At 52.7% G+C, this 12139-nt stretch carries 8 protein-coding genes and 1 tRNA gene; 4 read left to right on the top strand and 5 right to left on the bottom strand.

Annotated features, from left to right (window positions below; all coding sequences use genetic code 11):
- Position 1: 1 nt before the first annotated feature.
- The 3 genes from ABD971_RS01065 (at position 2) to ABD971_RS01055 (ending at position 4138) form a co-directional block, all read left to right on the top strand.
- On the top strand, positions 2-1630 hold the full coding sequence (locus ABD971_RS01065) for a DUF3696 domain-containing protein (RefSeq protein WP_345318575.1): 1629 nt from the start codon (positions 2-4) through the stop codon (positions 1628-1630).
- Positions 1631-1638: 8 nt separating this feature from the next.
- Complete coding sequence (locus ABD971_RS01060) at positions 1639-2622, top strand: hypothetical protein (protein ID WP_345318573.1); 984 nt, start codon at positions 1639-1641, stop codon at positions 2620-2622.
- Positions 2623-2833: 211 nt separating this feature from the next.
- Complete coding sequence (locus ABD971_RS01055; RefSeq protein WP_345318571.1) at positions 2834-4138, top strand: hypothetical protein; 1305 nt, start codon at positions 2834-2836, stop codon at positions 4136-4138.
- Between the two features lie 275 nt (positions 4139-4413).
- On the opposite strand, the gene ABD971_RS01050 is transcribed toward ABD971_RS01055, so the two are convergent.
- From ABD971_RS01050 to ABD971_RS01040, 3 genes are all read right to left on the bottom strand, one after another.
- A complete protein-coding gene (locus tag ABD971_RS01050; protein ID WP_345318569.1) occupies positions 4414-5910 on the bottom strand; it encodes a hypothetical protein in 1497 nt (498 codons plus the stop codon).
- A 255-nt stretch (positions 5911-6165) separates the two neighbouring features.
- A tRNA-Ala gene (locus tag ABD971_RS01045) sits at positions 6166-6238 on the bottom strand.
- A gap of 422 nt (positions 6239-6660) precedes the next feature.
- Positions 6661-8202: a sulfatase family protein gene (locus ABD971_RS01040; RefSeq protein ID WP_345318567.1), complete on the bottom strand. Its 1542-nt coding sequence runs from the start codon at positions 8200-8202 to the stop codon at positions 6661-6663.
- 265 nt (positions 8203-8467) lie between these two features.
- Between ABD971_RS01040 and ABD971_RS01035 the strand changes: the two genes are divergently transcribed.
- Positions 8468-9760, top strand: coding sequence for a 3-keto-disaccharide hydrolase (locus tag ABD971_RS01035; protein WP_345318565.1), 1293 nt, complete (start codon positions 8468-8470; stop codon positions 9758-9760).
- Positions 9761-10009: 249 nt separating this feature from the next.
- On the opposite strand, the gene ABD971_RS01030 is transcribed toward ABD971_RS01035, so the two are convergent.
- Both ABD971_RS01030 and ABD971_RS01025 read right to left on the bottom strand, forming a co-directional pair.
- Entirely contained in the window at positions 10010-10975 is a 966-nt protein-coding gene (locus tag ABD971_RS01030; RefSeq protein ID WP_345318563.1) for an ABC transporter permease subunit, read from the bottom strand.
- Complete coding sequence (locus ABD971_RS01025) at positions 10972-12012, bottom strand: ABC transporter ATP-binding protein (RefSeq protein ID WP_425571233.1); 1041 nt, start codon at positions 12010-12012, stop codon at positions 10972-10974. Before ABD971_RS01025 ends, ABD971_RS01030 begins: the two co-directional genes overlap by 4 nt.
- Positions 12013-12139: the final 127 nt, after the last annotated feature.

The raw sequence follows: 12139 nt of genomic DNA, 5'->3' as shown, positions 1-12139 counted from the left end.
AATGCTCAAAGCAATCGAACTCGAAAATTTCAAGGCATTCGGTGATCGCAGCCGCATCGAGTTTGCACCGATAACGCTAATATTTGGCGAGAACAGTGCCGGAAAGAGCTCTATTCTTCAAGCGTTGAATTTGCTCAAGCAATCTCGTGAAGGTCGGGATACGGGAGCAGTTGTTCTTCCGCGTGCAGACTCAGGGATCGTTGATCTAGGTGGGTTCAAGGAAATGGTCTTCGATCATGACCTTGATCGCCGCATTGCTATACGTGTTGACCTTATCGATTCGGGCTCACGTCTTCAAAGAGAGGCACGAGATGGAATGCGTGGCGACACTGCTTTTCAAATCGAGTTCGATAGACCATCTAATTGTAAAGAGATTCAACTCAAATCTATTTCTTTGTATGCGTCCGAACTCGCTCAGTTGGTGGCAACATTTGAACCAATCGATTACTCCGACGTAGAGCAGCAAAAGCTCAGCCATGGACTACTGCCTGTTCGCAACTACCGTCCAGAATCCACGAACGAGACTACATTTGCACAATGTGTATTTCTTAGCCCCCACCCGTCGCTATGGCAGGAAATCTACGAGCGTACCAAGCGTAGGTCGGAAAAGATTGCGGATGAGCTTCGGCAGTTGCAATCGGAAAGCCAGGATTCCACTACACAGCTTTCAATCTTCAACGTGGACGATAGTGAACGACAGACTTGGTCATTACAAGTTGATGAAGCCATTCAGTTTTATGACTCTAACTTCTCCATAGTGGAGTTTGTTAAACGGATGATGCGTGCGGAATCACAAACCAAGGTTGCATTAGATGGCTTTATTCCGCTTCCTTTACGACATCGTGAAACAGCGGGATTGCCAGAACTTGAGACCTTCCGACGTTACGGACCATCTCGATTGAGAATGAGAGAACTTACCCTTGACCTAATGTCGTACGCTGTCGAGTCCGGCAGGCGGCTTGAGGGGATGTTGGATAGCGTCTACCCACTTGGTCCATTCCGCAGACCTCCTGCTCGATTATACGCGTTTGCTGGCAAGAGCCCACATGACGTCGGTTACGCTGGAGATCAGCTACCAGACTTGCTTTTTCGCCGACCGGAAGTCGTACGGGAAGCGAATCAATGGATGGACCGTTTGGAGATCGGTTATCACATCAAGGTGCAGCCAGTAGGCGAAGATTCCCGCGACCTTTACGAAGTTAGATTGGTAGATCGTCAGCGTAGCACCGAAGTCGATGTTGCGTTAACGGATGTCGGTTTTGGTATTAGTCAGATCTTGCCTTTGATTATCCAAAGCCTTGCTGGTGACAATCAGATCATCACCATTGAGCAGCCGGAGGTTCATATTCACCCTCGGTTGCAGGCAGACCTTGGCGACTTGCTTGCTGCAACCATTCAGGAACCGCGTGGTCATCGATTCATTGTTGAAACGCATAGCGAGCATCTGGTGCTAAGAATGCAGCGATTGATTCGAGAAGAGATTCTATCCCCTTCTGATGTCTCCATACTCTACGTTCGCCGTGGTCCAAAAGGATCGCAAGTCGAGCGATTGCGACTCGATGAAAGTGGCGAGTTTATAGATGACTGGCCGGGTGGATTTTTCCCAGAACGTCTACGTGAATTGATGTAGGGAATGCCATGATCGTAAGTGCGGTAGCTGACCCCACTGGTTTTGGACCAGCGGGCATCACTGATGAACTTTCTAAGCGAGAAGCAATCGCGTTCCTCAAAGGCATCGTCTCCAATGGCGTCCTGCTAGACGAACCAACTCAGGAGCTCATCCGATCTGCAATTCTTGAGGTGGCTAAGTTACCGACCAATATGGGGCAAAGAATCCAATTGCTCCTTACGGAAATCAAGAAGCAGCACAAGAAGTTTGTTGTGACCTGCGACCGAACTCGTTGGCAGCAGCAACCGACAGTGACCATTCCAGAAAAGTGTTCGGCATTGGCGGTGGCCCTGCAAGCGGACGTAGTGGTCACGCAGCCGTCAAATCTTGCCGCAGTGCAGGCTGCTACTGGCGCTGCTGCTGAGGTCTGTCTTCTTGCTGATGCCAGTCAGAGCAATTACGAGGCGTCGCGAAACAGACTAATGCAGATTCACAAGCCGCTGGATGAGCTGTCCCTGCCTGAAGTCGAAGAGTTTGTGGGCAGAGCGGTCAAATATGCAACTACCATTCGTTTCTTCGACTTCCGAATGATCGGGTCTCCGAAGCGAACAACAAAGTACGTTGCTGGAATGCAGTTCTTTATCACGATTTGGGATAAATGGTGTGTTGCGGGGGAACCTGCATCACGACGTGTCGAGGTCTACACGCTGGGCAACACAACCACGCTCAACGGCTTCATTAGTGGAGCTGATGCTGATGCGCTGCTTGAATCGAATATTCAGGCCCCGCTGAACGCGGCAACTTCAGCCACGGTTTATCGGTTTGTTAAAGAAGATCGTCAGCCAGCCATCTTCCATGCTCGTGGATTTGAAGCTCGATTGAGAGCATTCACGATTGATCCCGGATTTGATGCTGTTGATGCCAGAGGAGCGATTCGCCGGTGTCTGTTGAAAGCTGACCTCGCAGCTGAGAGTCACTTCGCCGATTGCCGCAAGCTCAAAGACCTTCCGTAGTTGCCCTAAGACCATACGCCGACTTGTTGCATCACAAAAGCGATTGTGCTTCTTGAGCGGCAATCGTAAACGGTGAAAATTGCGAGGTCGCGTTAAAGCCTTTTGGAACAACAGGTTGCGTCTCAAGTCACTGTTCCAAGGCACATATGGCACACTCGTTGCTTTGCTCCCTTTCATGATCAAGCCACAAACAAATGAATAGGGTAACAGCATGTCAGTTCAATTCGACGCCAACGAAGTCATTTCGGATCTCGATCTAAACCTTGTCATTACCGACCGAAACATCCTGTCTTACCTCGCGCAGTTCGACGACGAAAATACGCGCTCGGAGAAAGCAGTTGAGGCGCTGAAGGTAGGAGTGATTGCCATTCAGTCCGCGAGCCCCACATTAGATATCACGGTTGTCCAATCGCACTTTGGTGACCTTGAATCGCAGATGCGTGATTCCCTGACGACGTTTCAACGCGACGTGAAAGGCGATCTGACGCGATACTTTGCCGATGGCGAAGGGATTGTCCCGAAGTCCATCGAGGACTTCTTCGGAGAGTCAGGGAAACTTGCCGGTACGTTCCAACGGTTCTTCGATCCTGAAGACGGGCGACTGTCTCAGCTCATCCGAAATCAGATTGGACCTGACAGCTCGTTTGGAAAATCACTAGACCCGGAAAACAAGCAAGGCGTCATAGCAGTCCTTGAAGCTCGCGTACAGGAATTGGTTGAAGCCAAGCTGGATGATGTTTTGAAGGAGTTCTCGCTGGATGAGGATGGGTCCGCAATGAACAGAATGCAGTCCTTACTTTCGACCTCCTTCGAGAAAATCAACAGAGCCTTGGGGCACATCGACGGTACAGCGGAAGAATCCGAGAAGGGGCATGTCAAAGGTATCCGGTTCGAGAAAGAACTTTACGATGATTTCTTCGTGAATCAGTGTTTGAATCTCGATGACGAACCTGCCCTTGTGAGAGGGAAGCCCGGATTTATCGACGGATGCAAAACGGGTGATCTGCTGGCAACGCTCGGTGAAACCACTGGGCCTCCCGGCGAGAATATTGTCGTCGAAGTAAAAGAGAAGTCGGTCAGGTTCAAGGACGCGATTGACGAGTTGCAGGAGGCCAAACGCAACAGGCGTGCTTCAGTCGGCATCTTCGTTTTTGCCAAAGGCCATGAGCCCGATGAAGTCGGCGACTTCCGCCGAGTCGGCGAAGACTACTATTGCACTGTGGACCGCGATGATCTCGCAGCTGGTCGAGCACTGACGTACTTCGACGCCGCCTACAAGATTGCCCGAACCATGGCGGTTGCAGCCGCGAGAAAAGACTCGGTCGAAGAGGTTGACTTGAAGTTCATCGAGGAACAGGTGGATTCACTGATCGCTTGGTCAGACCGAATCGAGGACATGTCCACCAAGGCAAGAACCATTCAGAAAAGTGGCCGCCTCATTGAAGAGCTTGCCACAGATCTGAAAGCTGAGTTCGACCGAAGGTTGAAGGACATTCAAAAAGCTATTCGCTGCTAGGATTGAACTGGGATGTACGCCGCTACGTCGTACCCCATCTCGTTCAGTTCTTTCTTCATGGGTTTTGTGATGGAAGCAGATGATTCGTGGTTGTGGTAGCTCAGCATGTCGACGCCGCTATTCAGCGGCAGAGTCACGCTCGTCGCTTGACATCACGTTCTTTTAAAAGATGTTGGTAGGTTCGGATCACGGCGAGTGAGATGGTGTGGTCGCCGATTAGGTTAGGCTTTGAATGGGCGGGGCGACAACCAGCCGCAAACCATGTATCGTATTCATTAATTCCGAGTTGCGGATACTTGTTTCGGAGAGTTTTGCTCAAAGAACTGATGCCGAAATTCTTGCTGATACTCGAACAGTCTGACCCACGGTTTGTTGGAGTAATGGGCAAACAGGATCTTGTCATCAGAGTGTGGCTTGCCATGACCTAAAGCCAACGATGACACAACAGCATCAGCTTTCTTTGTGGCAATCCAATCAGACAATTGCTTCCGCAGTCGTCCGAGGGTTATTCTCGTAATGCCTGTAACTTCAACGTGGTAGTTGAATCGTTCTGCAAATTTGCTTTGACCGTTCTTGGAATCCTCGTTGTACAAGGAGTTTCCCTTGCCATTGATGATCAGCCGGTCATCGTCTTTGACTTTGCGTTGTAGGATCTCTTCTGCCTCTGGCTTCCATTGTTCCAAAAGTTGAATTGTTTCTGGCCACAACTGCCACCATCCAACAACACTGGACTTGTTCCGTAAAAACCCCACCCAATTACCGCCAGGTTCAACCTGCAAGCCTTGAGATTTCCATGGGTGATCCTGATTGAGAAACAGATCGCCCCATTGAACACGCCCAATCTCGCCAGCACCATGACTACAGTTGATGCACCATGTCGCAATCAGTCGTTGTATCACGCTCCCTTGAGTCATCAGCTTTTTGAGATCGGCAACCGGAACTAGCTTGTGCGTGATGACTGAAACAGATTCTTTCGATTTGTCTTTGGCTACTTTGCGATTGAGCAAGTCGAAGTCTTCAGGCTTTCTCCAAGCAAAATCAGTGGAGACGTGAGTGTGAGTAAAAAAATTGTCAAGCTCATAGAGTTGCTCCCTGCTTCGCTTTGCTGAGTATCTGCCCTTCTTGTCTTGTCGTTCTGGGCGTGAACACCAGTAGTCAATCAAGACTCTGCACTGCTCAATGTCCAATGTTGCAAGCGGAATGTCCGGGTGCCTCTCAATGAGTTGTTTGATCTTTCCATGACGGTCCCAGTTTGTAGGCTGCGATTTCAGGACATATGCCTCGTATGCCTTCAACGCCTGCTGCAATGTGCCTTTAACGGGAATTGCAGTTGTTGACGGTCGGCTGTCAATGCTTGCCACAGTATCAGCCGACTGTTGCAGAACTGCCATCTGCTCACTTCTAAGTCGCTTGAGCACTTCAAGCGGAGCGCTTTGACCAAGTGAAGCCCAGTTAATACTCGGCAGATGTCGCCGTAGGGTTGCTTCCCAATATGGCAACTCAATCTCTGGCAATGGCACACGACTTACAGAAAAGCCAAATTCGTTCAGTGGCGTAATCGAGACTTTTTGGCGTTGAACAAGATCCTGCAAAAGCCATTCAGGAAGGTCTTCCAAGACAGGGGTTGGGATCGGCACAGGATTCACGCCCTTCCGCAAGCTGTCGGCAACAGCGTTGCTGCTGGCGTTCCATTTCCCCCAGAAATCGAACACGTCTTTGAGTTGTTGCTTCACTCTGTCAACGTCAGCGGACGACCAAGAGCGATTGAACATGAAGACTCGGTTGTCGCTTCTCGTTCCTACTCTGGCTGATTGGCGACCGTGTTTGTCCCGGTAGTTGCCCTTGCTCTGCCTGCTCATTTAAATACTCCTGCAGCAGTTCAGAATTGTTGCTTGTAGCAACAAAAATGTACCTTGTAGCAACAGTTGTAGCAACAAAAACGGGGGCGTGTTTTAAGGCAAAACAGGCGTTATTTCGGTAAGTGCAATAAAAAAGCCACGTTACGAAAATCGTAACGTGGCTTGAAGTGGAGGATAACGGACTTGAACCGATGACCTCCTGCATGCCATGCAGGCGCTCTCCCAACTGAGCTAATCCCCCGGAAGGTCGTTTTGTCTGTCGCAAAGCGTACTGACTGCCCCAGCCCCTCGTCAAGTCCCGCTCGTTTTCTTCGCCAAAAAAACAGCCCGCGAATCCCGCAAAACCGTTTACCGCCCACTCGGAGGAGTGGATCGCACCGGTTTTTCTGAATTTATCACCCCGGCAACCCGCTCCAACATCGAAGTTGGAGGCGGTTTGAAGCGGGAAGGTTCGGTCGGCAGTCGAGAGCGGTATCGAGGGACAGTCGAGCTGGCGGAGTTCCAACGTTTTCGCAACGGGCGTTTTGTTCGCGGAGCGATCAACGACTATGTGTCCGCCCAGTTGCTCGGTCGGCCCTCACCCGAACGAGGCCTGAAGGGCCCGTTCGACCTCTCCCGAGCTAAAGAGCTCGGGAGAGGTAACTCGAGCGGTCCACGGCTTTGCTATTTGCGTCGCTTGCGGATGGGCTGGATCGGGTCGAGCGTTTCATCGTCGTAGTGCTTTCGCAACCGAGCGAGCTCGGATTCCATCTCTGCCCGAACGCTGGCGTATTCGGGGTTCGCATAGACGCTGTTGAGCTCGTTGGGATCCTTTTCCAAATCAAACAATTCCCAATCATCGATCGCCTCGCCTTCGAGTGCGTAAAAGCGAATCAGCTTGTGACGGCCATTGGTCACACCATAATGCCTCGCGACATTATGAGCTCCCGGATTCTCGTAGTAGTGATAGTAAAACGACTTTCGCCAATCCGCGGGGGTGTTGCCTTTGAAAATCGGCACCAAACTGCGGCCTTGCATGTCGCTGGGGATGTCGGTTCCGGCGATGTCCAAAAACGTTTCGGCGTAATCAAGGTTTGATACAACGTCGTTGTTGACCGTGCCCGGCTTCACCACGCCTGGCCAACGGACCAACAGTGGCGTTTTGAGCGATTCTTCGTACATCCATCGTTTGTCGAACCAGCCGTGTTCGCCCAGGTACCAGCCTTGATCCGACGAGTAAATGACGACGGTGTTGTCCGCCAAACCGGCTTCGTCCAAATAGTCCAGCACTTCACCGACGCTGTCGTCGACGCTCTTCACGCAGCGAAGGTAATCTTTGACGTAACGTTGATACTTCCACTGGACGATCTCTTTCTCGGTCATCGTGGCCTGCGCCTTTTTGAACGCTTCGTTCTTAGGTCCATAAGCGGCATCCCAAGCCTTGCGTTGTTCGGCGTTCATCGTTCCATAGCCGGTTAGTTTCAGGTCGTTGGAATTGAGATGTTCCTTGATCGTCATCTGTTGACGTGCCGCGGATCGAGTACGCCCCGAGTAGTCATCCCACAGCGTCTCGGGCTCGGGGATCGTGACGTCGTCGAGCCAGTTGAGATATTTAGGGCTGGGCATCCAATTGCGATGCGGTGCCTTGTGTTGGCACATCAACATGAACGGCTTGTTGGGATCGCGTTGCTCTTTGAGCCACGTCAATGTTTTGTCGGTGATGATCTCGGTTGTGTATCCGGTGTGAGGCCGCATGACAGGATTGCCATCAGGTCCGGCGGTCAACATCGGCGGATTGTAGTACGGGCCTTGCCCCTTCAGGACGTCGTAATAGTCGTAGCCTTGCGGGGTGGAAACGAGGTGCCATTTGCCGACCACGGCGGTTTGATAGCCGTTGGCCTTGAGCAGTTTTGGAAACGTTTGCTGGTCGCCGTTGAAGCGATCGCGATTGGTTTTGAAGCCGTTGATGTGGCTGTATTTGCCTGTTTGGATCACCGCTCGACTGGGGCCACAGATCGCATTGGTGACGTAGCAGCGATCGAACCGCATGCCTTGTTTGGCGATGCGGTCAAGGTTCGGGGTGGTGATGCGGGCCGGATCGTAGGCACTGAGAGCTTGTTCACAGTGGTCGTCGGTAAAGATGAAGACGATGTTTGGGGGGGCCGCCGCTTGCGTTACCGCAGTGGCGACAAGTGTAAACAGGGTCGCTAGAAGGGTGGATTTCATGCTGTGTGTGGTCGGTTGGAGGGGCCGAGACTAGAATTCTTCGTCAAAAACATCTTAACTGGAAACCGATGCCCTAGTACGGCTCTACAAAGCGAATCTTCGCCAAAACGATGGCTTTGCGGCAAGAAATCACGGCAAAACCGTAGCCCGCAAGCGACCTGCCAACTATTTTAGGAGCGGTCCAAGATCGTAATCGCCGATCGCGATTTCCCGCTGACATTTCTCACCCCCACCACTCTCTTTCCCCCGCAGAAACGAAACCAACATGATCTCTCGGTCACGATACACGCTCGCGAGCGTCTGTTTTGCTCTCCTGATCTCGGACGGCTTGTCCGGAAGCACCCCTGTGATGGCCGCTGGCCCGAAGGGACCCGTCTACACCGAGACGCCGGATTCGGAACCCAATTTCCCGTTGATGGGCGAGTTTGTTGGTCCAATCAAGACCGACAGCGAGGACAAAAATGTCGTGGCGCTGCAAATTCGGCCCGTCGGCAACGATACGTTCGAGGCGATTCAGTACCTCGGCGGTTTGCCAGGCGAAGAGGGGCACAAGACAGAGATCGTGCAATTGATTGGCCGTCGCAGTGACGATTTTGTCGTGCTGTCGGGTGGCCCCTACGCCGTGTTCGTGGAAAAAGATGGCTGCTTGGTTTTGGACCGCAAGGGAAACCGTATCGGTGAACTGAAACGAGTCGAGCGTGAGAGTTCGACACTGCACGCTCCGGCGCCCAAAGATGCGGTCGTGCTGTTTGATGGCACTTCGACGGACCAGTTTATCGACGGCCAAATGACCAAAGATGGGTTGCTGATGCATGGCACGAAGATCAAGCCGATGATGCAAGATTTCAATTTGCATCTCGAGTTTCGCTTACCGTACATGCCCGAAGCACTCGACCAAGCTCGCGGCAACAGTGGCATCTATTTGCACGGCCGCTACGAATGCCAAGTGCTTGATTCGTTCGCTACCCCAGCCGTGTTCAACGGATGTGGAGCGCTCTACCGTTTTCGCACTCCCGATTTGAACATGTGTTATCCGCCACTGCGTTGGCAGACCTATGACATCCAGTTCACCGCAGCACGCTGGGACGCTGAGGGCAACAAGATCCGTGGCGCTCACGTGACCAGTTGGCTCAACGGAGTGAAAATTCAAGATGACGTCGAGTTGCCAGGACCCACCGGTGCTGGAAAAGCCGAAGAACCCAATTTGCTGCCCACCTTGTTCCAAGACCATGGCGATCCGGTTCGTTTCCGCAACGTGTGGATTGTCGATCGTGGATTGGCCAGTGGCACGTTCCCGATCCGCCCGACCAAAGAAGAGCTCGAAGCTTTAGAAAAAGAAAAGCAAGCGAAAATCGAACGTGAGAAAAAGGAACAAGAGAAGAAGGCTCGAGAGCTGAAGGAAAAGAAAGAAGCGGAAAAGAAGAAGCAAGCGGAGATGAAGGCTGCTGCTGATAAAGCAGCGGCAGATAAGGCAGCTGCAGACAAGGCTCAGGCGGAAAAGGCAGCGGCGAAGCCGGAGGCCAAAGAGGAAGCCAAGCCAGCCGAAGCGGTGAAGTAGCTCGAGGAAGTTTGATCAGTGTGAGCCGACGGCGCTAGCCGCGGGCCTTTTGATTTGGAAGCGATCGTGCCGCTCCGCTAAACCACGCAAAGTTCGCAGGAGATGCGAAGCAAACACCGGTGTAGTGGATCTTGCTAAAGATCCTGCATGAGGGATCTTTAGCAAGATCCACTACGGGGCATGCATGACGAATTTGTCTATGATCGCGGAGCGATCAGCGACATTGATCATAGACATTGATCAGCGACATTAGAGCGGGGCGGGGAGGTCGCGGCGTTTGAAACAAACGATGGCGGCGGCGTAAAACGCTAGCCCGAAGCCAATCAAGATCAACGGGTATACCAGCGGCGGCAGCATCGTGTCGCCCACCGTGTGCGTCAGTGTCCACGGCGTGTAGAGCGAGTCGTTGGTGACCATCGATGTCATCTTTTGTGGCTTGTAGCAACTGAAAAAGGTCATCGACAGCAGGAACTGCAGCGACTCGGCCGCTTTGCCCAATCCCAGCATCACCAGCTGGAGAATATAAATCGCCACGGTCACTCCGATCGTTCGCCAGCGATAGCGATCAATACTGCTGAGTAACGTCGACAACCCGAGCACAAAGAAGCCAAACGCGAATAAGTGAAACGTGGACGCTGCGAAGATTCGCACATCCACTCGATCGCTCAAGTGCAACGTCTGCATCTCGGGTTCGCCCATCGTCAGCGGCAAATCAAACTCGATGATGGGAATGCGAATCGTTGGCGGAGGCACGGTCTCTTTCACGCTGGTCGTCTGCACGCCGGCACCGATCCCCGCCCACACCAACATGCACAGCAGCGCCAGTCCGACGACCGAGACGGTGGCATGGGAAAGCAGCAGCCGCGTGCGGCTGATCGGCTGCGAAAGCACCATTTCCAAGGTCCCGCGGCCCAGTTCGCCGCTGACCACATCGCTGCCACGCGAGATGCACCAAATCACAATGCACAAGATGACGATCGGTTCGTCGTACGTCATGCCAACGCGACCGGGATAGGTGAACAGCGAATCGAATTCGATCGGGGCGAACTTTTCAAATTCACGAAACTGTTCCAAAATCGTTTGGAATTGGCCCATGTCCAAAAGACTGACTACCCAAACACGAACCCATGCAAACGCGAACAGGGCTAGCCCACACGAGGCGAACAACAAAATCGATTGCCCGATATATTTCTTTAACAAAATGCGGTCGATCATGATCTGGCTCCCGAGTTTTCAGCAACCGAGTTCTCAGCAACCGGGGCATCGGTGATCAAAGCGGTGGCTACCGGTTCGCCGGCATGGACCGCTTCGTAAACCGTACGAAGTCCATACGGTTCAAAGCGAATTTGTTTCAAGTCGAGAGAATCAATCCATTTGAGAATCGGTCCAAGATCGCCTGCGGTATCGATTTGAATTTGATGATACGCATGCGTTGACTCGCGTGTACGAACGTGAACCGCCCCTTTGAGCGAATCGGGGATCTCGATCGAGGCTGCGCGGGTGAGGGCCGTCATTCGGTGCCGCTGGAACAGATCGCTCATCCACATTTCGTGAGCCAATCGGCCGCGCCGCAGAAAGGCGACTCGGTTGCAAGTGTCTTCGATTTCGCTGAGCACATGCGACGACAGGATCACGGTGCGGCCATTGTCGCGAGCATCCAAAACCAACTGCAATACGGCCGTTCGAACGGTGGGGTCGAGATTCGCGGTCGGTTCGTCCAGGATCAGCAGCGGTGTTTGAGGCCCGAGCACGACGGCGAGTGCCAGTTTTTGACGCATTCCGGTCGACATAAACGCGACACGGGTTTTTAGATCAAGTTCCAACAACTCGGCGACTTCACGACTACGCTGCAGATCGCCGTAGGGATGCATTTCGGCAAAAAATTTCAGCACCCCATCGCCTCGCATGTGACGTGGCAAACGGGCGTCGCCGGGCAGGTAGGCGACTTGGCGACGGACCGCAACGCTGTCGTCTTCGGCGTCAATTCCGAGCACGGTGGCCCGGCCATGGGTCGGGTGCAGGTAGCCGAGCAGTAGACGAATCAGAGTAGTTTTGCCCGCTCCGTTGGGGCCAAGCAGCCCAAAAATGTCGCCTGCACCGACACAGAGCGAGCAATCGCGGAGTGCATCAAAGTCGCCATAGCGTTTGCCAAGTCCTTCGCAGCGCAGCACGATATCGCCCGCGGACTCGGGATCTTGGGCCAATTTCGTGCTCTGCAGGTCATCGGCGCAAGGGGCGATTGGATTTTTGATCGGATTCAAACGCGTGGACTCGCCATGGAGAGGTAGAGGAAGCGGTGGTCGAAGTTCGGAATCAACGCAAATTTGCGGTCACTGGGTCGCTTGTTGTACAGCACGACGCCCTTTATTGTTTGCAAAG

The organism is Novipirellula rosea, from assembly GCF_039541335.1.
GTDB lineage: Bacteria > Planctomycetota > Planctomycetia > Pirellulales > Pirellulaceae > Novipirellula > Novipirellula rosea.
This window is presented reverse-complemented; position numbering and strand designations above follow the sequence as displayed.

What these genes read in the sequence shown, in the direction of transcription:
- ABD971_RS01055 (WP_345318571.1), top strand. Translation starts at nt 2,834, where the DNA reads ATGTCAGTTCAATTCGACGCCAACGAAGTCATTTCGGATCTCGATCTA.
- ABD971_RS01060 (WP_345318573.1), top strand. Translation starts at nt 1,639, where the DNA reads ATGATCGTAAGTGCGGTAGCTGACCCCACTGGTTTTGGACCAGCGGGC.
- ABD971_RS01050 (WP_345318569.1), bottom strand. Translation starts at nt 5,910, where the DNA reads ATGTTCAATCGCTCTTGGTCGTCCGCTGACGTTGACAGAGTGAAGCAA.
- ABD971_RS01035 (WP_345318565.1), top strand. Translation starts at nt 8,468, where the DNA reads ATGATCTCTCGGTCACGATACACGCTCGCGAGCGTCTGTTTTGCTCTC.
- ABD971_RS01040 (WP_345318567.1), bottom strand. Translation starts at nt 8,202, where the DNA reads ATGAAATCCACCCTTCTAGCGACCCTGTTTACACTTGTCGCCACTGCG.
- ABD971_RS01030 (WP_345318563.1), bottom strand. Translation starts at nt 10,975, where the DNA reads ATGATCGACCGCATTTTGTTAAAGAAATATATCGGGCAATCGATTTTG.
- ABD971_RS01065 (WP_345318575.1), top strand. Translation starts at nt 2, where the DNA reads ATGCTCAAAGCAATCGAACTCGAAAATTTCAAGGCATTCGGTGATCGC.